This window comes from Flavobacterium cheniae (assembly GCF_004363695.1).
Classification (GTDB): Bacteria; Bacteroidota; Bacteroidia; order Flavobacteriales; family Flavobacteriaceae; genus Flavobacterium; species Flavobacterium cheniae.
The window spans coordinates 286,433-309,778 of sequence record NZ_SNZC01000001.1; the positions used below are offsets into that span (position 1 = coordinate 286,433).

A 23,346-nucleotide genomic window follows, 5' to 3' on the forward strand; every position below is an offset into this window, starting at 1 on the left:
ATTCTTTTCTCTTTGTTCTTCAAAAAACGAAGATAGTTTATAATTTGTTAATTTAGAAATGAGAGAAATTGAAAATGTTTATATTCGTACATTATTAAAATCCATCAAGATGTTTCGTATTCTGTTTTCCTTATTAATTGTAAGTTTTTCATTTGCTCAACAAACTAATAAAGTTGATTTTATCAAGTGTGATGCTTTGGTTTCTCCAAACCATATTGAAAAATCAATTTCAGGAAGTATTACTTATGAGTTTAAAGTAAAAAAAGCAATAGATACCATAAAGATTGATGCTAAAAGTATGGAATTTTCAGAAGTTGCAATCAACGGAAAAGTGGTGAAATTCAAAAACTCAGGAAAAACATTAGATTTATTTGAAGGATATAAAAAAGGAAAAAACATACTGACTTTCAGCTATTCAGCAAAACCGAAACAAACTTTATATTTTACTGGTGATTTTACAAATGGAACTGGTCAAATTTGGACACAAGGACAAGGACGTTATACTAGCCATTGGTTGCCCAGTTTTGATGATGTGAATGAGAAAGTAATTTTTAATATTTCTGTTGAATATAGAAATGATTTCCCAGTGATTTCAAATGGTGCTTTTATCTCAAATAAGTACAATTCGAAAGGGAATTTAATTACTTGGAATTATCAAATGCAAAAACCAATGTCATCTTACCTGGCAATGTTAGCAATTGGAAGTTTTGCAAAACAAACATCAACAACTAAATCAGGAACACCACTAGAATTTTATTTGGATAAAAACGATGTTTCTAAATTTGAACCAACGTATCGCTATTCCAAACAAATGTTTGATTATTTGGAACAAGAAATAGGAGTGAAGTATCCTTGGGGCATTTACCGTCAGGTTCCCGTTCGTGATTTTTTGTATGCGGGAATGGAAAATACGACTTCAACAATTTTTGCACAAGATTTTGTGGTGGATTCAATTGGTTTTAACGATCGAAATTATATTAACGTTAACGCACACGAGTTGGCGCATCAATGGTTTGGTGATTTGATTACGGCACAGTCTGGAAAACACCATTGGTTACAAGAAGGTTTTGCTACCTATTATGCGTTATTAGCAGAGCGTCATTTGTTTGGCGATGATTATTTCTACGAAGAATTAAACGATTATGCCGAACAATTAAAACGTGCTTCCAAAACTGATACGATTCCCGTTATGAATGAAAAGGCGAGTTCGTTATCGTTTTATAAAAAAGGGGCTTGGGCGTTGCATGTGATGCGAGAAGACATTGGAGCAAAGAATTTCCAAAAAGCGGTTAAAAAGTATTTAAAGAAATACCAATACAAAAACGTGAACACCGATGATTTCTTGAAAATTGTAAATCAGGTTTCGGGTTATGATGTGGAAAATTTCAAAAAAGTTTGGTTAGAGAAGTCTGGATTTGAAATGGAAATCGCTCAAAAATATCTTTCTAAAAATAAATTCATTCAAGAGTATTTTACACTAAAGAAAAGTAAAAAATCATTATCAGAACTTACGGAAATTCTAAAATCAGATGCTTATTATCCGATTAAACAATACATCGTATATCAAACTAGAAATATCCCTTTTGAAGAGCGCAAAGTCATTTTAGAAACCGCTTTAGCCACAAATGATATTTTGGTAAGAAGAGCGGTTGCCGAATCAACACCAGTTATACCTGAAGCTTTTAAATTGCAATATGAAACACTACTAAATGATAATTCGTATCAAACGAAAGAAATTGCATTAGTTAATTTATGTGAAAGTTTTCCAGAAGAGGTAGAAAAATACTTGGAACAAACAAAAGGAATTGAAGGTAATAACGATAAAAGTTTAAAATTAACTTGGTTGAAATTAAAAATACTAAAAGGTCAAAATTCAAGATTTGATCAAGAAAATATCATTGATGAATTACTAAAATATGCCTCTGTAGATTTCGAAAGTTCAATTCGTCAAAATGCTTTAGAAACATTGTTAGGAGTTAATTATGAGAATCCTAAAGTAATAGAAGCTTTGTTTTTAGCAACAAATCATCACAAATGGCAGTTTACCAAATTTGGTAGAGATAACGTTCGTTTATTACTAAAAAAACCCGAATACAGAACAATAGTTGAAAAAGTAGCATCAACTTCGGATGCAAAAATGAAAGAGTTGTATTTGAAATTTTTAAATGAGAAATAAAAAAATCCCGAGCTTCAACTCGGGATTTGTATTTAAAAAACTCTTTTTAATTCTTCTTTCAAATAACTAATCGCAATATTACTTGGCGCTTCTGTTTCGGTAAGCTCAATCATAACAGCTTCTCTCAGTTTGTCAGCATCAGCAACATCTTCTCGAAGCGCATTTTTTCGAATCATTTGCACCGTACTGTTTTTTGCTTTTAAAACAATATCCCAAGTTTCAGCTGTTAAGTAAATTTGTTGCGTTAAATTATGCTCAAATTCAGTTTGAATATGGTGCGATAATAAAGTAGCATAGTCGTCTTTGCTTTTTCCTGTAGGAGCCACACGCATTAATAGTTGAGATGGATTGATTCGCTCTAACAACAAAACCATTCGCTCATACGCTTGCAAACGAATAGGTAACGCTTGTTTTTGATTTTCTCTTAGTAATTCAAATTTACGTTTGCTTTCTTCGCTGTTATAAAATTTTTGCATCATTACAAAAGCTACACCACCCGTAATTAAAGCAGGTAAGGTATAAGCAGCAATTTCTAATAATTTATCTTCGATTGTCATTTTTAAGTTGGTTTAATTTCATCGCAAATTAAGATTAAAAAATTTAATTTTCAAATTAGAATTTCAGTTGTTTGTATTAATCTTAATAAGAGTTAATAACTTCTTTTGTATTAACCCTTTTGATGATGTATTTTTGTAAATTAGTTAAAAAGTTATAGTACACTATGAAAGAAATGCAGCGATATATTAGCCAATTAAACGAAGCACAGCAAGCACCTGTTTTGCAGAAAGACGGTCCCATGATTGTTATTGCGGGAGCGGGTTCTGGTAAAACTCGTGTGTTAACGGTTCGTATAGCTAATTTGATGAGTCAAGGAGTTGATGCATTTAATATTTTAGCTTTAACTTTTACCAACAAAGCTGCCCGTGAAATGAAAAAACGTATTGCGGATATTGTTGGAACTAATGAAGCTAAAAACCTTTGGATGGGAACTTTTCACTCGGTATTCGCTAAGATTTTACGAAGTGAAGCTGATAAATTAGGTTATCCATCTAATTTCACGATTTATGATTCTCAAGATTCATTGCGTTGTTTGGGTGGAATTATCAAAGAAATGCAGTTGGATAAAGATATTTACAAACCAAAGCAAATCTTAGGCAGAATTTCATCCTATAAAAACTCTCTAATCACCGTAAAAGCTTATTTCAATAATCCCGAATTACAAGAAGCCGATGCGATGAGTAAAAAACCGCGTATGGGTGAAATTTACCAACAATACGTAGAGCGTTGTTTTAAATCGGGAGCGATGGATTTTGATGATTTATTATTGAAAACCAACGAATTATTGAATCTTTTTCCAGATGTTTTAGCCAAATATCAAGATAGATTCCGTTATATTTTAGTAGATGAGTACCAAGATACGAATCACTCGCAGTATTTAATTGTTCGTGCGTTGTCAGATAGATTTCAAAACATTTGTGTGGTAGGAGATGATGCACAAAGTATTTATGCTTTCCGTGGTGCGAACATTAACAATATTTTGAATTTCCAGAAAGATTACGAAAACGTACAATTGTATCGTTTGGAACAAAATTATCGTTCGTCAAAAAACATTGTAGAAGCTGCGAATAACGTAATTGACAAGAATAAAACCAAGTTAGATAAAATCGTTTGGACATCCAATGATGACGGACCAAAAATAAAAGTCCACCGAAGTTTAACAGATGGTGAAGAGGGACGTTTTGTTGCGGCAACTATTTTCGAACAGAAGATGCAAAACCAAATGCTTAACGGACAATTTGCAATTTTGTATCGTACCAATGCGCAATCTCGCGCTATGGAAGATGCGTTACGTAAACGCGATATCCCTTACCGAATTTATGGTGGTTTGTCTTTCTATCAACGTAAGGAGATCAAAGATGTTTTGGCGTATTTACGTTTGGTAATCAATCCAAAAGACGAAGAAGCCTTAGTTCGTGTGATTAATTACCCCGCAAGAGGTATTGGAGATACTACAGTTGAGAAACTAACGGTTGCGGCCAATCATTACAAGCGTTCTATTTTTGAAGTAATGGAGCACATCGATAAAATTGATTTGAAACTGAATTCAGGAACAAAAGCGAAGTTGAATGATTTTGTGACGATGATTAAAAGTTTTCAAGTCATTAATGAAAATCAAGATGCATTTTTCTTAACCGATCATGTTACGAAGAAAACCGGATTAGTTCAAGAACTTAAGAAAGATGGAACTCCAGAAGGAATTGCCAAAATTGAAAATATAGAAGAGTTACTAAACGGTATAAAAGATTTTACAGAAGGACAAATTGAAATTGACGGGGCAAGAGGTGCGTTAGCCGAATTTATGGAAGACGTAGCTTTAGCAACCGATTTAGATAAAGATACAGGCGATGACGATAGAGTAGCGCTAATGACAATTCACTTAGCGAAAGGATTAGAATTCCCACATGTATTTATTGTGGGATTAGAAGAAGATTTGTTTCCAAGTGCCATGAGTTTGAATACGCGAAGCGAATTAGAAGAAGAACGACGTTTGTTCTACGTTGCCTTAACTCGTGCAGAACATCAAGCGTATTTAACTTATGCGCAATCGCGTTACCGTTGGGGAAAATTAGTAGATAGCGAACCATCGCGTTTTATTGAAGAAATTAACGATGAATATTTAGAATATTTGAATCCAGTAGATTCGGGTTATCGCTACAAACCAGTTATGGATATTGATGTTTTTGGTGATATTGATAAATCGAAATTGCGTTTAGCAAAACCAACCGCAGGAACTCCACCAAAATATTTAACGCGAGATGAACCCGTTTCATCAGCAAATATTAGACGATTAAAACCAGTTTCAAGCAATTCAGGAACTTCAAATGTAGTAGATGCGAATTTAAACGTTGGAAATATCGTAATGCACGAACGCTTTGGAAAAGGACAAATTGTAAATATTGAAGGAATAGGAGCCGATAAAAAAGCAGAAATTCGTTTTGATGTAGGTGGATTAAAGAAGTTGTTGTTGCGATTTGCTAAGTTGGAAGTAATTGGGTAGAAAAGACATAAGTTCAGAGGCTTTAAGAGAATAGAAATTTATGATTCAAAAAAGAAAAAAGTTCGAAACAAAATCAGCCTTTAAAACAAGAGTAAAGAAAAGAGCTAAAAAAGAAGAAACTATATTTTTTGGAATTATAATTACCGCAGTAATTTATTATATCTTTTTTGATAGTTTAAGCTTTGGTGCAGATTACAGATACGATTTATTTGTTTTTTGGTTGCCAACAATGTTAGGCTTTTTTGTAGCGATTAAGTATTCGTTTGTTGCTGAGTATTGGAGTAGTCTCTTAGTAGAAATTATAAAAGAAAACCATTTTTTATTGAAGATATTTTATCCACTATTTTTAGTTATCATAACTTTTATGTATTCTATTATGATGTTTTGGATGCCTTCTAATATAATTTGGGATATTTTTAATAAAATTGAAGCCCAAAATAATAGAATTGAAATTTTTCAGTATCCTATTGAAAAATTTAATGGAGGAAAAACGGAGTCAATTGGTTTTTACTTTAATAAAAGTTGGGAAACTATTCCAGTTCATTATGAAGTTGTAAAACCCTATTTAGATAAAAACCCACATAATTATAAAATAAAATTAGAAGTTAGAAAAGGGCTTTGGAACCATTATGTTTTAGAATCTTGGGATATTGAAGAAGTCAAAAATCACTAAAAATCACCTATCTTTACTCTATATTCTTTTATCATTTTTCTAAAAAAATAAAGTCATGTCAGAAATTATAAAAATATACGAAGATAAACCCAGCGAAGCGGCTATTAAAAAAGTTGTTGCCGTTTTGAAAGACGGCGGTTTAGTCATTTATCCAACCGATACGGTTTATGGTTTAGGTTGTGATATTACCAATTCTCGTGCGCTTGAAAAATTAGCTAAAATCAAAGGAATTAAGTTGGAAAAAGCGAATTTCTCTTTCGTTTGTTCAAGTTTGAGTAATCTTTCTGATTATGTGAAACAAATTGATACATCGACTTTTAAAATTTTAAAACGCGCTTTACCTGGACCATACACATTTATTTTACCAGGAAATAACGATTTACCTAAAGAATTTAGAAAGAAAAAGACCGTCGGAATTCGTGTTCCTGCTAATAATATTGCGTTGCAAATTGTAGAAATGCTTGGAAATCCTATCGTTTCCACATCCATTCATGATGAAGATGAGGTAATTGAATATTCAACCGACCCAGAATTAATCTTCGAAAAATGGAATAACAAAGTCGATTTAGTTATCGATGGTGGCTATGGAGACAATGTAGCTTCTACCATCATAGATTTAACAGGTTATGAACCGGAAGTCATTCGTGAAGGAAAAGGAAGTTTGGATGTACTATAAATAAAAAACGCCTCAATCTCTTGAGGCGTTTTTTATATTTTAAAGGTAAATTATTTCCCTTCTAAGTTTTTCATTTCCTTTTCTAACATATCGTAGAATTGGTCAATTTTCGGCATAATGATAATACGAGTTCTTCTGTTTTTAGCTCTGTTTGCTGGAGAATCGTTTTCCACTAAAGGTATGTACGAACTTCTTCCCGCTGGAATTAATTGTTTTGGACTAACACCTAATTCTTTATGTAAAACTCTTACGATTGAAGTCGCTCTTTTTACTGATAAATCCCAGTTGTCTAATAAAACAGCATTTTTGATTGGCACATTATCCGTATGACCTTCCACCATACATTCGAAGTCTGGTTTACTATTGATTACTTTAGCCACTTTTCCTAAGACACCTTTTGCTTTGTCGCTTACTTCGTAACTTCCCGATTTGAATAATAAATTATCAGCAATCGAAATCATAACTACTCCTTTTTCAACATTGATGTTGATGTCTGGATCGTCGATTCCAACTTCACGTTTTAAACTTGTAACTAAAGCCAATGTAACACTGTCTTTTTTAGTTAAAGCGTCTTGTAAACGTGTTATTTTTAAATCTTTTTCTTTTAAACTTTCTAATGATTTTTCAAGATTTTCAGCCCCTTTTGTAGTTAAAGTGGTTAAATTCCCCATGTTATTGATTAAGTCCGTATTGTTTTTCTTAAGAAAATCAACTTGACTCGCTAACGCTTCTCTTTCCGTTAAACAAGTGTTTAATTTAACCGTTGCGGTGTTTAATAAATCTTGAATCTCTTTGTTTTTAGCCTCTAATTCGGTGAATTTCTTTTTTGAAACACACGAACTTAATGAAATAGCGGCTACTGCGGCGAATAACATTACTCTTCTCATACGATAATTATTTTTTTACAAAATTAAATGGAAATTGTTAAAAAATAGCTTTTTTAAACCTAAACTATTGTTAAAAAAGGTCAGCAAAGACCTTGCCATTCTTGACAAAGTAACGATAAACGATACTGTTTATTTTGTAATAATTAGATTTTTGAGTTGTATTACGTTTCTTATAAAATTGAAATACAAGATGATAAAATGTAAAATGTGCTTCAATAATTGCCCAAAAGTGTTTAAATTTTCCTTTCAAAATAAATTGAATTCCTGCTAACCCGTCTAAACACAAGCGCATAAAAAGGATTGGAAACAATTGATTTTTTGGTAAATTCTTTGTTAACATCAACAATGAATTTCTGAAATTCAAGAAGGTTTTTCTCGGATTCCCTTCGTTTAGAGTGGCTCCACCAACGTGATAAACGATTGATTTTGAAGTGTATTTCGTTTTGTAACCTAAGTTAAATGCTCTCCAACACAAATCAATTTCTTCTTGATGTGCAAAGAAATCATCATCAAAACCATTTAATTTGCGATACACTTCTTTTCTAATAAAAAAACAAGCTCCAGTTGCCCAAAAGATTTCCATTTCATCATCATATTGATTTTTATCTTCTTCAACCGTATCGAAAATTCGTCCACGACAAAATGGATAACCAAATTTATCTATAAAACCACCAGCGCCACCAGCATATTCAAAATGGGTTTTCTTTTTGAAGTCTAATAATTTAGGTTGGATAATTGCAGTTTCGGGTTGCGTTTCATATATATTTAAAATAGGAGCAAGCCAATTTTCGGTAACTTCAATGTCAGAATTTACTAAAGCGTAATATTCTTCTTCAACAAATTTCAATGCTTCATTATAGCCTTTTGCAAAACCAAAATTTCCTGTATTTTGAATGATTTTTACTGAAGGAAATTGGGTTTGAATCACTTCAATAGAAGCATCGGTTGAAGCATTATCAGCCACATAAATCGTAGCTTCATCTGAAAAAGCGACTACCGAAGGTAAAAACTGCTCTAATAATTTAGCTCCGTTCCAATTTAATATGACTACTGCTATTTTTTTCATTGATTTGAATATTCAGGAAGTTCTTTCAAGAAAACATATTTTTCGTTTTCAAAATCCATTTGGCAAAAATAATGATTTAGTCCGTTGGTAACCATTAAATATTTAGCTTTCAAAACTAAATTATAACGCGCAATTTGATCAAATGTTTGTTGGGAAATGGTGACTTCGGGAGCTTTGCATTCAATTAATAAAAATATTTCTCCGTTTGGTTGAAAAACTACTCCATCATATCGTTTGCTTAAATCGTTAATTTTGATTAATTTCTCAACGTTGATGTAAGATTTCGGATAATTTTTATCCTGTAACAAAAACTGAACCACGTGTTGACGCACCCATTCTTCAGGTGTAAGAAGAATAAATTTTTTTCTAATTTCATCAAAAATAGACACTTTATTTTCACTATTTTTGAACCGAAAGGAATACGTTGGAAAATTCAAATTTTGCATAGTTCAAAATTAGTTAAATATTACAAACTGCCAACTATTTACCGAACACTGAATACTAAATTATGGATGAAGTAATTCAAATTACAAAAGATATAAAAGCTGGAAACATCAAACCCATTTATTTTTTTATGGGCGAAGAACCCTATTATATTGATAAATTGACTGATTTTATTGAGCAAAATGTGTTGCAAGAACACGAGCGCGATTTTAATCAATCTATTTTATATGGTCGAGATGTTACTATGGAAGATGTAATAGGAAGTGCCAAACGTTTTCCTATGATGGCTGACCGACAAGTAGTTGTAGTTAGAGAAGCTCAGGAATTATCACGTCACATTGATAAATTAGAAGCGTATGCCGAAAATCCACAGCCTACAACAGTTTTAGTTTTTGCATATAAATACAAAACGTTAGACAAGCGTAAAAGAGTAACCAAACTTTTAGATAAAGTAGGAGTAGTTTACGAAAGTAAAAAAATGTATGAAAACCAGGTTGGCGATTGGATTAAAAGAGTTTTATCCGGGCAAGGATATAGCATTGAACCCAAAGCAGCCGCTATTTTGGTAGAATTTTTAGGAACCGATTTGTCTAAAATCAATAACGAATTAGATAAACTAAAAATTATTTTACCAAAAGGTCACACGTTTACTCCAAAAGACATTGAGGAAAACATTGGATTTAGTAAAGATTACAACAACTTTGAATTGCGAAAGGCTATTGGTGAAAAAGACCAATTGAAAGCCTACAAAATAATAGATCATTTTTCACAAAATCCAAAGGATAATCCGCTAGTTGTTACAACTGGATTGGTGTTTGGTTTCTTTTCTCAATTATTGCAATATCACGGATTAAAAGACAAATCGCAGTTTAATGCAGCTAAAGTTTTAAAAGTGAGTCCTTATTTTGTAAAAGATTACGAAGTGGCTTTCAGAAATTATCCTATGAAAAAAGTAAGTGCTATAGTTGCTGCTTTGCGTGATATCGATGTAAAAAGTAAAGGAGTTGGTGCTTCATCAATGTCACAACATGATTTATTAAAGGAATTATTGATTAAAATTTTCAATTAATTCAAATGATAAAAAGTTTAAAAATTTGTACCTTCGCAATCCTAAAATTTACAAAACTTTAGTTAAAAATACTTAATTATGGGAATGAATAAAAATACAATATTGGCTTGGGCTACTTTCATTATGATTTTAATGGGATTACTTTTAATTGGATTAGGAATTTACCGTTATGCCGATGTTGCTGGTTGGGGATTTGCAGCGGTAGGAGTTGGTTTCTTTGCCATTGCTTGGGTTTTCAACGCTTTAAAAGGAAGAGTTTAACAATACAATTTAAAAAATTAATAAAACAAACATACCATTATGTCAGACGATAAGAAAGTGATTTTCTCAATGCAAAAATTGAGTAAAACCTATCCGGGAGCAGATAAACAAGTACTAAAAAATATATATTTAAGTTTCTTTTATGGAGCAAAAATTGGTATTCTTGGATTAAATGGTTCAGGAAAGTCTTCATTATTAAAAATCATTGCAGGAGTTGATAAAAACTATCAAGGTGATGTAGTTTTTCAACCAGGTTATACTGTTGGATATTTAGAACAAGAACCTCATTTAGATGAAACAAAAACGGTAATTGATATCGTTCGTGAAGGTGCTGCAGAAACGTTTGCTTTATTGGAAGAATTCAATAAAATTAACGACGATTTCGGTTTACCTGAAGTATACGAGAATCCAGAAAGAATGGAAAAACTTATGGATCGTCAGGCTGAATTACAAGATAAAATCGACGCTTCAGGAGCTTGGGAAATTGATAATAAATTGGAAATTGCAATGGATGCGCTTCGTACTCCAGATCCAGAAACACCAATTTCTGTTTTATCAGGTGGAGAAAAACGTCGTGTAGCTTTATGTCGTTTACTTTTACAACAACCTGATGTATTATTATTAGATGAGCCAACGAATCACTTGGATGCAGAATCGGTACTTTGGTTAGAACAACATTTAGCACAATATTCAGGAACAGTAATCGCAGTAACGCATGATAGATATTTCTTAGATAACGTAGCAGGTTGGATTTTAGAGTTGGATAGAGGTGAAGGTATTCCATGGAAAGGAAATTACTCTTCTTGGTTAGAGCAAAAATCTAACCGTATGGCGCAAGAAGAAAAAGTAGCGTCAAAACGTAGAAAAAACTTAGAACGTGAGTTAGATTGGGTACGCCAAGGAGCAAAAGGTCGTCAAACCAAACAAAAAGCACGTTTACAGAACTACGATAAATTATTAAATGAAGACCAAAAAGAACTAGACGAAAAATTAGAAATTTATATTCCTAATGGACCTCGTTTAGGAACCAATGTAATTGAAGCTAAAAATGTTGCTAAAGCATTTGGAGATAAATTACTATATGATGATTTAAATTTCGTTTTACCACAAGCTGGAATTGTTGGAATTATCGGACCAAATGGAGCTGGTAAATCTACAATCTTCAAAATGATTATGGGCGAACAACAAGCGGATGCTGGTACTTTCGAAATTGGTGATACAGTAAAAATTGCATACGTAGATCAATCGCACTCTAATATTGATCCAAACAAAACCCTTTGGGAAAATTTTTGTGATGGTCAAGAATTAATTATGATGGGCGGACGTCAAGTAAACTCTCGTGCTTACTTATCCCGTTTTAATTTTGGTGGTGGTGAACAAAACAAAAAAGTATCTACTTTATCAGGAGGAGAAAGAAATAGATTGCACTTAGCCATGACACTTAAAGAAGAAGGAAACGTATTACTTTTAGATGAGCCTACTAATGATTTAGATGTGAACACATTACGTGCTTTAGAAGAAGGTTTAGAAAATTTTGCTGGTTGTGCCGTAATTATTTCGCATGATAGATGGTTTTTAGATAGAGTTTGTACTCACATTTTAGCTTTTGAAGGTGATTCTCAAGTGTATAGCTTTGAAGGAAGTTTTACAGAATATGAGGAAAACAAGCGCAAACGTTTAGGAAAAGATGTAACACCAACTCGTATTAAATACAAAAAATTAACACGATAAACATTTGTTAAAAAATCCTGATTTTGTCAGGATTTTTTTTTATTTTAGTCTTTCGTAAAATTCAATCCATTTAAAGCAGTTTCATGATAACTTACACGCGTTTTTATTTTGCTTTACTATTCTGTATTACTTCCATATTTGGGATGTCGCAGACTACTAATTCAACAAATAAAGAGGCGAAAGCGTTATTAAAACAAGCAGGACAAAGCTTTCTGAAGTTAGATTCAAAAAAATCGCTCGATTTTGCTCAAAAAGCGTTAGTTATTGCCACAAAAATCGATGATGATTTATTGGCGGCAAAAGCTTACAATATTATTGGTTTAAACTTTGAGGAGTTTACAGATTATAAACAAGCAATTGAATACTACAACAAAGGTCTTGTGTTGGCTAATAAGGTTGATAATGACACTGTGAAAGGTTGGCTCAACAACAATTTAGGTAATTTGTATTGTTACCGAAAAATCGATTTTCATAAAGGAATTAAACATTATAAAGAAGGTTTAAAATATTCTATTCAGCACAATGATCAATACGAAATTATGTTTTCGAAATTGAATATTGGTAGTGCCTATTTTGCAGTTGAAGATTTTAGTAATGGAATCCAATATTTTAATGAAGTTAAGGATTATGTGGATAAAGAAGGTGATAATGAAGCTAAAATGTCATTAAATTCAAATTTTGGAGCCTACTATAATCACCTAAATAACAATCAAAAAGCAGAAGAATATTATTTAAAAGCCGTTCATTTTTGTGAACAAAATGATGTTGAATTAATCAAGTCTAATGCAAGTGATGTTTATAATGACATTTCTAATTTTTATTACAAAATAAAAAACTTTGAAAAGGCTCATTTTTATCTTTTAAAGCACGATGAGTTACAAGACAAAATTTACAATGAAGAACGTTTAAATGATGTAAAAGTAGCCGGTTTACAAATAGAACACGACGAAATTAATAGAGAGATTGATCAAATTAAAAAAGAAAAAGAAATCCAACAAGAAAAATTACAAGCCAATCGTGTTTTTGTTATTCTTTTAGGTGTTATCTTTTTTATATTGTTGCTGTTATTACTTTCCTTAATTCGAAATAATAAAATTAAAGCGAAAGCGAATTCCGATTTAAAAGAAGCAAATCGAGAACTATTGATTGCGAAAGAAAAAGCAGAAGAAGCATCCCAACTAAAAACACAGTTTATTTCCACAATTAGTCACGAATTGAGAACGCCACTTTATGGAGTAGTCGGAATTACAGATATCATTTTAGATGAACACAAAGAACTTACCAATAGTCCGCATTTAAAATCATTAAAATTTTCAGCTAAGTATTTATTGTCTTTGGTAAATGATATTTTGAAAGTGTATAAAATTGAGGAAAATCAAGTGATTTTAGAAGATATGGTTTTCAATCTTCAAGATGAGTTGACCATTATTAAAGATTCGTTACATTTCTTAGCGATTAAAAACAGTAATCAAATTGATATTAATGTTGATGCTAATATTCCAGAAATTTTAGTTGGAGATAAGATTCGTTTATCACAAATCTTCATTAATTTGATTAGTAACTCTTTAAAGTTTACCAATGAAGGAAATGTTACGGTTAAAGCAGATTTAATTGAAAAAATAGGAACCAAGTGTTATTTGAAATTTCAAGTAATTGATAACGGAATTGGAATTGCAAAGCAGGATCAGGAAAAAGTATTTGATAAATTTGTACAAGTATATCGTAAAGAAGACGATTATCAAGGAACTGGTTTAGGACTTACTATCGTTAAAAAAATGGTGGAACTTTTCAACGGAACTATTAATTTAGAAAGCGAAGAGAATGTTGGTACAACAATTACGTTCACTATTCCGTTAGAATCAGATGTAACAAAAGTCAAATCGATTATTAATAATTTAGATGTTGATTTATCAATTAAAAAAGAGTACAAAATATTAGTTGTTGAGGATAATAAAATCAATCAAGTTGTTACCAAGAAATTGTTAGAAAACAATCATTTCAAATGTCAAATAGTTGATGATGGTTATGCTGCTTTAGATTTAATTGATAAAGTTAAGTTTGATGCCATTTTAATGGATATTAATATGCCAATCATTAATGGATTTGACACATCTAAACTAATACGTCAAAAAGGAATAACAATACCAATTATTGCGGTTACAGCTTTCGATAAGCAAGATATAGAAGATAAAATTATAGACGCTCAAATTGATGAAGTTATTGTAAAACCTTTTGAAAGTCACAAACTTTTTGAAACGATAAAACGATTAGTAGATAAATAAAAAAAACGTTGGTTAGTACCAACGTTTTTTGTTTTTCTTAGATGCTTCCGATTTTCTTGAATTGGAATTCGGATTCATTTTATTTTTGTCTTTATTTCTTAAATCTGGTTTTGCATCCGGATTTAATACTTCGTCTTTCCAAGTATAATCGTGATCGGTAACCACTTTAACTTTCATTCGGATTAACTTCTCAATGTCTAACCAATATGGCTTTTCGTCTTTTCCACAAAATGAAATGGCTAAACCAGAATTCCCAGCACGACCAGTACGACCAATTCGGTGTACATACGTTTCGGAAATATTTGGAATATCAAAGTTAATTACAAACGGAAGTTGCTCAATATCAATTCCTCTTGCTGCAATATCTGTGGCAACTAAAATATCAATTTCTTTGTTTTTAAATTGCTCTAATACGCGTTGACGTGCATTTTGCGATTTATCTCCGTGAATAGCTTCTGCTTTTATACTCGCTTTCTTCAACACTTTTACAATATTGTCAGCACCGTGTTTTGTTCTTGTAAACACCAAAGCATTACTCAAACTTTCTTGAATAATCAATTGTTTTAAAAGTAAACGCTTATCATCTTTGTTTACAAAGTACACTTTTTGTGAAACGTTTTCAGCTGTAGATGAAATAGGAGTTACCGAAATGTATTTTGGACGTGTTAAAAAAGTATCAGCTAATTCTCTAATTGCTAATGGCATTGTTGCCGAGAACAACAACGTTTGTCTGTTACTTGGTGTTAATTTGATAATTTTCTTTACATCATTTATGAAACCCATATCTAGCATTTGATCTGCTTCGTCTAAAACCAAATGATGTAAATGATCTAAATCGATAAATCCTTGTTTGTGTAAATCTAAAAGTCTACCTGGAGTTGCGATTAAAACATCGACACCCATTTTTAATTCGTTTACCTGTGGAACTTGATTAACACCACCAAAAATCACTAATGACTTTACATTGGTATATTTTCCATATGTTTTAAAACTTTCGTCAATTTGTATAGCTAATTCTCTTGTAGGCGTTACTACTAAAGTTCTAATGTGTTTTGCTTTTTTAGCCGAACCTACAATTCTGTGAATTAAATTCAGAATCGGAATGGCAAAAGCACCTGTTTTTCCTGTTCCGGTTTGGGCGCAGGCAACTAAATCTTGTCCTAATAAAATTTCAGGAATGGCTTGCTCTTGAATAGGAGTAGGATTAGTGTATCCTTCTTCTTCTAAAGCTTGTTGTATGTTATTGTATAATTTTAAATCGTTAAATGTCATAAATGAATAAATAATTTTCCTATCGAATAATTTCGATAAGAGTACAAAGATAGTGTTATTTTAGGGAAGTTGGTTTTTACCCGATTTTAGCCTTCATAAAATCGGTAATTAATGATGCAATTAATTTACCTGTTAAATGGTTGTTTTTAGAATCGTCAAGCTCTGGAGCACCCTCACAGATATGGAAATAAGAAGCATTTTGATTTTTTCCAAAGTAATACACAAAATGACGTGCTTTATCTACACTAAATCCGCTCAAAGTCATAGCACTTGAAGGAATATTTGGAATCGCATCTAAATCTAATTCCACACCAAAAGGTTCGTTTTTAATAAAGTTAAGCGCGTTTTCTAATTCTGTTTCGAAGTTTTTCTCACGTTTTACATCAACTTCTTCATAAGTAACATATTTTACTCTCGAAGTTAATTCCTTTAAGGTATTAAAAACACTTTTTGAAACGAAGTTTTCGTGTAATCCAAAAACAAAATATTTCTTTAAAAACCCATCTTCAAAAGCATAACTAAATCCGTTGCCTGAATGTCTTCCTTCTAAAATTCTGAAATCGGTATGCGCGTCAAAATTTATGACATTTACGGGTTTTCCTTTTGCTAAAGCTAATCCTTTTATATTTCCATATGCGTTATTATGTCCGCCACCAACAATAATTGGAATTTTACCTGCATTGCAAATTTGGTGCACAATATGCGAAACTTCAATATCTAATTGCTCTACTAATTTAAACAATTCTTTGCGATGTTCTTTGTTGTTGGCATCTAAATTTTGCGCTTTTTCTAGAAGCTCTTCTACATTTAATTTACCTAATACCAGTAAATTACTTCCTTTGCAAAATTTATTGTGTTGAATATTAGCCAAACTTTTCAATGCGCTATCGTAAGCCGAAGCAGCGCCAACTCTTCCTAAATTAGCTTTCACACCAATATCTTCTGGGATTCCAAAAAGTACAAATTTAGCTTCGCTATTTGCTATAAACTCCACAATATCAGCATCTTTTGGTACGGTGATGATTTTTTCTCCAAATTTTACTTCGCCACTTCTGTGGTTGGTTATTTTGGCTAATTCGTTTTGGCTTAAAAGTATAATATTCTCCATAAAATTGATAAATGCAATCAAAAGTACTATTTTTAAATAAAATTCGTTTAAAATTTAGAAAATACTTTAAAAATTGTATTTTTGGAAAAACTTAACAATAACCCAACAAAACCAAAAAATGGAAAACAAATCAAACAATTCTGGATTAAAAGCTGCGGTGGTAGTATTGGCACTACTTTTTTTAGGAAGTGTAGGCTATATTTTTAAACTAACTTCAGATAATAAAGAGACAGTTACCACATTAACAACTGAAAAAAATACGTTATCGGAAGAATTAAAAGCAAAAATTGCTGAATATGACACTATGATTGCTGATAATACAGCATTAAAAGACGAATTGCAAGCAGAACAAGCTAAAATGGTTGCTTTGTTAGAGCAAGTAGAAAAATCGAAAGGTGATGCTGCTGCTATGGCAAAATACAAAAATGAATACTTCCGTTTAAAAAGAGAAATGGATAATTTAGTAGCTGAAAATAAAACGTTGAAAGAACAAAATGTTGCTTTAACTTCTAGTTTAGATAGTACAAATGTAGTTTTATCTGATGCTAAAAAATTCAATGATACTTTGTTAACTCAAAACGAAGGATTAACAAAAACAGTTGAAAAAGGTTCTAAATTAGCGGTTTTAAACTTAAAAGTTTTAGCAGTTAAACAAAAAGGTTCTGGAAAACAAATTGAAACAGATAAAGCAAGTAGAGCTGATGTTTTAAAAGTAAGTTTTTTAATAGCTGAAAATCAAATTGCCAAAACGGGGTCAAGAGAATATTATGTTCAAATTATTGATAGTAAAAGTAATATTTTAGGAGAAAAGAAAACTGTTCCAACAGGAGATAAAACGTTAACTTATAGCTTTATTTCTACTGTAAAATATGAAAACAAAACAGTTCAGGTAAATGAAGAAGTACCAGGTAAAGATTTTGCTAAAGGAACTTACTTTGTAAACGTATTTGATAAAAATGCTGAATTAGTTTCTAAAACAAGTTTCGAATTGAAATAATCGTTTTATAAAATTTTAAAAGTCCAATGAGAGTAATTTCATTGGACTTTTTTTATAGATATTTTGATAAGTAACTTCCTAATCCAACAGCTGTAATAGTCAAGATTATTGAGCTTGCCATATAGATATAAGCTGTAATTTGGTGGTTATTTTGAAGTAAATTGTAGTTTTCTAAAGCAAAGCTTGAAAAAGTAGTAAATCCTCCACAAAATCCAACTATAAGTAAAAATTTCAAAGGATGATTCTCAGGAAAATATTTCCCTAAATAACCGATGAATAATCCGATTAATAAGCTTCCCAAAATATTAACCAAAAAAGTACTAAGCGGAAATGAACCTTGAAAATATTTTGTGGTAGCCCAATGAGTTACATATCGAAAAATACTTCCAATTGCCCCTCCAATTCCTACTAATAATATTGTTTTTAACATATTAAATAAATTGTCCTTCTATCATTACTTTACCAATTAGATTTGTTCCAAAAGCATACGGCAATTGGTAAAAACTCATAATTGGTTTTGTGAAGATAAGATTTGCTTTTTTTCCTTTTGTGATACTTCCGTGAGTTTTTGAAATTCCCATGGCATAAGCTCCATTTATGGTTGCCGCATTAATGGCTTCTTCTGGTGTCATTTTCATTTTAATACAAGCCGTTGCTACAACAAAATTCATATTTCCTGATGGAGTAGTACCAGGATTGTAATCAGTTGCTAAAGCTAATGGTAAGCCTGCATTCATCATTTTTCGCGCAGGTGTGTATGGAATGCTTATAAAATAAGAACAACTTGGCAAAGCTACCGGCATTGTTTTACTGTTTTTTAAAACCTCAATATCTTCATCCGTTACAATTTCTAAGTGGTCAACTGATAATGCACCATTTTCAACACAAGCTTTAATTCCGTCGATAGCGGTGAATTGATTGACGTGAATTTTTGGTTCTAAACCATATTTTCTTCCAGCTTCCATGATTTTTATGGTTTCTTCAACTGAAAAATATCCAGTTTCAAGGAATGCATCAATATAATCGGCTAAATTTTCGGAAGCTATTTTTGGCAACATTTCGTTTATAATCAAATCGATATAAGCAGCATGATTTTCTTTGTATTCCATAGGAAAAGCATGAGCACCAAGAAATGTAGCTTTTATTGCAATTGGATAATTTTCTTTTAAACGTTTGATTACACGCAACATTTTCAATTCGCCTTCTATTGTTAATCCATAACCGGATTTAATTTCTACAGCTCCAGTTCCTTGTTGCATGACTTCTTCTAAACGTATTTTTGATTGCTCGTAAATTTCGTCTTCTAAAGTTTCGTTTAATTTTTTTGCCGAATTCAAAATTCCACCACCACGATTAGCTATTTCTTCATAGGACAAACCATTTATTCTATCTACAAATTCTTGAATTCGGTTTCCTGAGTACACGATGTGTGTGTGACTGTCTACCCATGTTGGTAAAACAACTTGTCCGGTTGCATCAATAATTGTAGCATCTGAAAGTTTTGGGCAATTTTTCATTGGACCAAAATCGGAAATGATATTATTTTCGATTACTAAATAGGCATTGTCAATTTTAGGTAATATAGCCATATCTGAACCCGAAATTTTATCAATTCCAGTTTCTCTGATTTGTAATAGTTCTTTTATATTGATGAATAAGGTTTGCATTGAAAAATAAATTTTCGTAAAAATACTTCTCATTTTTAAAAACTCCTATCTTTATATAAAATTTGTTTGTTTTGAGAAAAATAAAATATAAAAAAGGAAGAAAAGTACAGCCAAGTACATTAGAGTATACTGGTATTCATAAAGATACACCAACCGAAATGCAAATGTTTGTGTATAATACTGAGGAAGTTATTGAATTTCAGCAGTGTGAACCTCATGATTTAGACACAAATATTGATGATTTAAAAGTGAATTGGATTAATATTCATGGATTAAATAATCATGCGTTTATAGAAAAAGTGGGTGCGAAGTTTAATGCCGATCATTTTATAATTGGAGATATTTTAAATACTACTAAGCGAACAAGAGTAGAAGAGTATCACAATATCCTATTTTTTAATGTGAAGTCGTTACTGCCTTTAAAATCTTCTGATAATATTAGTGTTGAGCAAATTAGTTTTTTATTGATGGATAATGTTTTGATATCTTTTCAGGAAAAGAGAAGTGATTTTTTTACCCATATTAGAGAACGAATAAGAACGAATTCGGGTGTTGTTAGAACAAAAAAAGCCGACTATTTGTTGTATTTATTGCTAGATGCGATTATCGAAAATTTTTACATTACAATTGAAAGTGAAGAAAATAAAGTAGACGATTTAATAGATTTATCTAAGGAAAATACAAATCCAGAGGTTTTAGCACTAATAGAAAAACATCGCGATAATTTCAACTTTTTGAAACGTTCTATTATTCCGTTACGCGATTCGTTATATTCGATTAAAAGTATCAAAGATGATAACGTTTTTAATGATATCCAACCTGAAAATTTTACGTTTTTCTCAAGATTGCATCAAAAGTGTTTGGAATTACTAGAACAAATTGATTCAGATTTAATTACATTAGACAGTACATCTAATTACTTTTTTTCGGCACAGAATCATAAAATGAATCAAGTAATGAAAACTTTAACGGTGGTTTCTATGTTCTTTTTACCTTTAACTTTCATCGTAGGTGTTTATGGTCAGAACTTTAGGAATTTACCCGAGTTGGAGTGGGAGTATGGCTATTTTATCATTTGGGGAATTATGTTGAGTGTTGTAGCCATGATGTTTGTTTATTTCAAAGTTAAAAAGTGGTTTTAGCTAAAAATAATTAAGTTTCTATTGTCAAAAATAAATATTACTATTATCTTTGACGTGAATTCATAAATTCCGGAAAATATTATGTTTGAATTTCAACAGTACCTAGGTTTTTTACTTTTCTTAACCATATTAACTATTGGTTTTTGGTTGATGATATTCTTAGTAGGATTTGTTCACTATTGGTTGGGCGGAGCTATCATGGAATTGATTAAAGAGAAAAGAGCTAAAAGACAAGCTGAATTAGAAGGATAATTTTCTTTTAATTTTAAAAATAAAAAGTCCCGATATAATCGGGACTTTTTTTATGGGTAATGGATTTGAAAATTATGGTCTTCCCATAAAATCACCTTCTCCACCATCTTCTCTACGAGGTTGTCTGTCTCTTTCGTTTTTCTGTTTGTTGAAACGGTAAGTGAAAGTCAACATTACTTGTCTTTCTCTCCATTGCATTTCGCTATATGAACTAACTACATTTGGAATTTCAGTTTCCATAATTCTTTTTCTTGAATTGAAAACATCGCTTACGTTTAGAGCAATTGTTCCTTTATCTTTTAAGATATCTTTACTAAATGCTATGTTCATTGAAGCTACACCAAGCGAACGACCTTGTGCATTTGATTGTGGTGCGTTGTAAGTTCCGTTAGTTTGCCAATCAATTTTGTATGGTAATGTAATTTTTGAATTAATTCTAGTAAACCAAGTCAAAGCAACGTTGTCAAAGTTTTGTGTAATAGTATTCCCTAAATAATCAACATAAGAGTAATCTCCTTGAGTTTCATTTCTAAATGCATTGAAGTTTCCGTTTAATCTCCACCATTTGTATGGCGTATAGTTTAAATTGAATTCAAAACCTGCTCTATATTCTTTGGCTAAGTTAATTGGAGTGCTTAAAATTACTGGAACGCCATCAACAAATAATCCCGATTCTTTTCTAATAAATTGAAAAGCGTCATTGGTTATATTTACATAAGCCGAAGTATTGAATGTTAATTTATTCCATTTTTTCAAATAACCTAAATCGATAGCATCTGTTAATGATGGGTCAATATCAGGGTTACCTTGGAAGATATTGATATTACTAGATAACGATGATACAGGGTTTAAGAAACGACCTCTAGGACGGTTAATTCTTTTGCTATAACTTAAACTTACTGAACTAGATTCTGAGAACTCATAGTTTACAGTAGCCGATGGGAATAAATTATTGTGTTTTTTTGTGTTGTAATTATTTAGAGACAATGAATTCACTTCAATATGACTGTCTTCAAAACGTAATCCTAAAAAGTAAGAAAATTTATTGATTTTAGAACCATATTGTGTGTACAAAGCATTTACATTTTCAACGTATTCCAATGTATTTGAAAAATCAGAAACCGGAGTTACAACAAAATCAGTTAAATTCTTTTGAAAACTTCCTCTGTAACCTGCTTCAAAACGACCACTTTTACCAATTGGCAATACATAATCAGTTTGAATTAAATTTCTTTGTTGGTTGTTTTTGTTTGATGTAGCTTCAATTTCTAAAGAACTAGGATCTCCTAAAATTTGATCGGTAATTGTAGCTAATTCATTCTCTCTGTTTTGAGAAACTGCTATATCTACTGTTAATTTGTGGTCTTCTTTTTTGAATTTTTTTATAAAATTTGACGAATATTCAATGCTAAATTCATCACTTTCTTGATCGTTTAAACGATTTCTAACAAATGTTGGATTATTTGAAGCATCAAAATTATTAAAGAATACATTATCAGGATTTTCGCCAGTATTTTCTCTAAATGTTAATGCGTTTGTCCAAGTTAATGATTTTGATAAATTAAGGTCAATACCAAAATTTGCATTATAACCTTTACTTAATCTATCATTAGTTCTTTTTTCTTCAATAAAACGACTTGTTGACCCATCTGGATTAAAATACTCAGCATCAACCATTGAATTTCCAGGATTGTTTCTGTAATTATATCCGAAGTTAGAGAATAGGTTGTAACTATCACTTTTCTTATTCAAATTAATACTTGTACCATATGTCTCAGGATCACCAACATTCACCATAACTGAACCGTTAACACCATTTGCTTTTCCTTTTCTTAAAACTATATTGATGATACCACCACCACCTTCAGCGTCATAACGTGCAGATGGATTTGTAATTACTTCAACTTTTTCAACAGCATCGGCTGGTAACAATTTTAAAGCATCTGCAATATTAATTCCAGCTAATCCAGAAGGTTTTCCGTCGATTAAAATTTTTACACTTTCGTTTCCTCTTAGAGCTACAGTTCCCTCAGCATCAACAGTTACAGATGGTACATTGTCAAGAACATCACTAACAGTTCCTCCTTTAACCATCATGTCTTTTCCTACGTTGTAAACTCTTTTATCAAGTTTAATTTCAACTGTAGATTTTTCAGCAATTACTTCAATTTCATTCAATTGAGCTACATCGGCAGCCATTTGAATTGTACCCAAGTTTGTATCTGCTTTGTATTCTTTTTGTAGAACAGTTACGCTTTTGAACGAAATAAATTCAGCTCTTACGTTGTAATTTCCTGCAACTACTTCAAACTTGAAATTTCCGTTTTCATCGGTTATTCCTCCCGAAAGTTGTTTGGTAATGGCGTTTTCAAAAACAATGGTAGCGTACTCTAAAGGAAGATTAGTTCCTTTTTCAATTACTTTACCTGAAATAGTAATTTTTTTACTATCTGGTCGTTGAGCAAACGTCGTTACACTTACCAATAAAGTTAATACAGCAATAATAATTTTCTTTTTCATAAATATTTTTTTGCAAATAAGACTGCAAAAGTAGCTTTTGGTTTAGCCTTACTTTCCTAAATCTT

General features: G+C 31.5%; 20 protein-coding genes. 11 read left to right on the plus strand and 9 right to left on the minus strand.

Annotated elements, in window-relative coordinates; genetic code table 11:
• Window positions 1-109 precede the first annotated feature (109 nt).
• Window positions 110-2,176, plus strand: a complete 2,067-nt coding sequence (locus C8D80_RS01325) for a M1 family metallopeptidase (RefSeq protein WP_249038408.1) — start codon at window positions 110-112, stop codon at window positions 2,174-2,176.
• 32 nt (window positions 2,177-2,208) lie between these two features.
• Here C8D80_RS01325 and C8D80_RS01330 read toward each other — a convergent pair whose 3' ends face one another.
• On the minus strand, window positions 2,209-2,733 hold the full coding sequence (locus C8D80_RS01330) for a DUF7935 family protein (RefSeq protein ID WP_133606575.1): 525 nt from the start codon (window positions 2,731-2,733) through the stop codon (window positions 2,209-2,211).
• A gap of 173 nt (window positions 2,734-2,906) precedes the next feature.
• Between C8D80_RS01330 and C8D80_RS01335 the strand changes: the two genes are divergently transcribed.
• From C8D80_RS01335 to C8D80_RS01345, 3 genes are read left to right on the plus strand one after another with little or no spacing between them, the layout of a single operon-like run.
• Window positions 2,907-5,234, plus strand: a complete 2,328-nt coding sequence (locus C8D80_RS01335; protein WP_133607967.1) for an ATP-dependent helicase — start codon at window positions 2,907-2,909, stop codon at window positions 5,232-5,234.
• Window positions 5,235-5,274: 40 nt separating this feature from the next.
• On the plus strand, window positions 5,275-5,907 hold the full coding sequence (locus C8D80_RS01340) for a hypothetical protein (protein WP_133606577.1): 633 nt from the start codon (window positions 5,275-5,277) through the stop codon (window positions 5,905-5,907).
• 55 nt (window positions 5,908-5,962) lie between these two features.
• Window positions 5,963-6,583, plus strand: coding sequence for an L-threonylcarbamoyladenylate synthase (locus tag C8D80_RS01345; protein ID WP_133606579.1), 621 nt, complete (start codon window positions 5,963-5,965; stop codon window positions 6,581-6,583).
• 50 nt (window positions 6,584-6,633) lie between these two features.
• On the opposite strand, the gene C8D80_RS01350 is transcribed toward C8D80_RS01345, so the two are convergent.
• The 3 genes from C8D80_RS01350 to C8D80_RS01360 form a co-directional block, all read right to left on the minus strand.
• Window positions 6,634-7,470 (minus strand): OmpA/MotB family protein, encoded by an 837-nt coding sequence (locus C8D80_RS01350; protein WP_133606581.1) that lies wholly within the window; start codon window positions 7,468-7,470, stop codon window positions 6,634-6,636.
• Between the two features lie 70 nt (window positions 7,471-7,540).
• Window positions 7,541-8,536: a glycosyltransferase family 2 protein gene (locus C8D80_RS01355; RefSeq protein WP_133606583.1), complete on the minus strand. Its 996-nt coding sequence runs from the start codon at window positions 8,534-8,536 to the stop codon at window positions 7,541-7,543.
• A complete protein-coding gene (locus tag C8D80_RS01360) occupies window positions 8,533-8,982 on the minus strand; it encodes a type I restriction enzyme HsdR N-terminal domain-containing protein (protein ID WP_133606585.1) in 450 nt (149 codons plus the stop codon). Before C8D80_RS01360 ends, C8D80_RS01355 begins: the two co-directional genes overlap by 4 nt.
• Window positions 8,983-9,044: 62 nt before the next feature.
• Here C8D80_RS01360 and holA point away from each other — a divergent pair, with 62 nt between their 5' ends.
• From holA to C8D80_RS01380, 4 genes are all read left to right on the plus strand, one after another.
• Window positions 9,045-10,049: a DNA polymerase III subunit delta gene (gene holA / locus C8D80_RS01365; RefSeq protein WP_133606587.1), complete on the plus strand. Its 1,005-nt coding sequence runs from the start codon at window positions 9,045-9,047 to the stop codon at window positions 10,047-10,049.
• A gap of 78 nt (window positions 10,050-10,127) precedes the next feature.
• Window positions 10,128-10,310, plus strand: a complete 183-nt coding sequence (locus C8D80_RS01370; RefSeq protein ID WP_133606598.1) for a CAL67264 family membrane protein — start codon at window positions 10,128-10,130, stop codon at window positions 10,308-10,310.
• A gap of 39 nt (window positions 10,311-10,349) precedes the next feature.
• On the plus strand, window positions 10,350-12,041 hold the full coding sequence (gene ettA, locus C8D80_RS01375) for an energy-dependent translational throttle protein EttA (RefSeq protein WP_133606600.1): 1,692 nt from the start codon (window positions 10,350-10,352) through the stop codon (window positions 12,039-12,041).
• 83 nt (window positions 12,042-12,124) lie between these two features.
• Complete coding sequence (locus tag C8D80_RS01380; RefSeq protein ID WP_133606602.1) at window positions 12,125-14,323, plus strand: ATP-binding response regulator; 2,199 nt, start codon at window positions 12,125-12,127, stop codon at window positions 14,321-14,323.
• 12 nt (window positions 14,324-14,335) lie between these two features.
• On the opposite strand, the gene C8D80_RS01385 is transcribed toward C8D80_RS01380, so the two are convergent.
• Both C8D80_RS01385 and C8D80_RS01390 read right to left on the minus strand, forming a co-directional pair.
• Window positions 14,336-15,595 (minus strand): DEAD/DEAH box helicase, encoded by a 1,260-nt coding sequence (locus C8D80_RS01385; protein WP_133606604.1) that lies wholly within the window; start codon window positions 15,593-15,595, stop codon window positions 14,336-14,338.
• A 76-nt stretch (window positions 15,596-15,671) separates the two neighbouring features.
• Complete coding sequence (locus tag C8D80_RS01390) at window positions 15,672-16,703, minus strand: formimidoylglutamase (protein ID WP_133606606.1); 1,032 nt, start codon at window positions 16,701-16,703, stop codon at window positions 15,672-15,674.
• 118 nt (window positions 16,704-16,821) lie between these two features.
• On the opposite strand from C8D80_RS01390, the gene C8D80_RS01395 reads away from it, so the two are divergent.
• Window positions 16,822-17,700 (plus strand): coiled-coil domain-containing protein, encoded by an 879-nt coding sequence (locus C8D80_RS01395; RefSeq protein WP_133606609.1) that lies wholly within the window; start codon window positions 16,822-16,824, stop codon window positions 17,698-17,700.
• Between the two features lie 52 nt (window positions 17,701-17,752).
• Here the strand turns inward: C8D80_RS01395 and crcB are convergent, their stop codons facing one another.
• Both crcB and hutI read right to left on the minus strand, forming a co-directional pair.
• Window positions 17,753-18,130, minus strand: coding sequence for a fluoride efflux transporter CrcB (crcB, locus tag C8D80_RS01400; protein ID WP_133606611.1), 378 nt, complete (start codon window positions 18,128-18,130; stop codon window positions 17,753-17,755).
• 1 nt (window position 18,131) lies between these two features.
• Window positions 18,132-19,367: an imidazolonepropionase gene (gene hutI / locus C8D80_RS01405; RefSeq protein ID WP_133607969.1), complete on the minus strand. Its 1,236-nt coding sequence runs from the start codon at window positions 19,365-19,367 to the stop codon at window positions 18,132-18,134.
• Window positions 19,368-19,438: 71 nt separating this feature from the next.
• Here hutI and corA point away from each other — a divergent pair, with 71 nt between their 5' ends.
• A complete protein-coding gene (corA, locus tag C8D80_RS01410; protein WP_133606613.1) occupies window positions 19,439-20,509 on the plus strand; it encodes a magnesium/cobalt transporter CorA in 1,071 nt (356 codons plus the stop codon).
• Window positions 20,510-20,590: 81 nt separating this feature from the next.
• Entirely contained in the window at window positions 20,591-20,761 is a 171-nt protein-coding gene (locus C8D80_RS12735; RefSeq protein ID WP_008258162.1) for a hypothetical protein, read from the plus strand.
• Window positions 20,762-20,833: 72 nt separating this feature from the next.
• Here C8D80_RS12735 and C8D80_RS01415 read toward each other — a convergent pair whose 3' ends face one another.
• Window positions 20,834-23,281 carry an outer membrane beta-barrel family protein gene (locus C8D80_RS01415; protein WP_133606615.1) on the minus strand — a complete coding sequence of 816 codons (2,448 nt, stop codon included), beginning with the start codon at window positions 23,279-23,281 and terminating at the stop codon, window positions 20,834-20,836.
• Window positions 23,282-23,346: the final 65 nt, after the last annotated feature.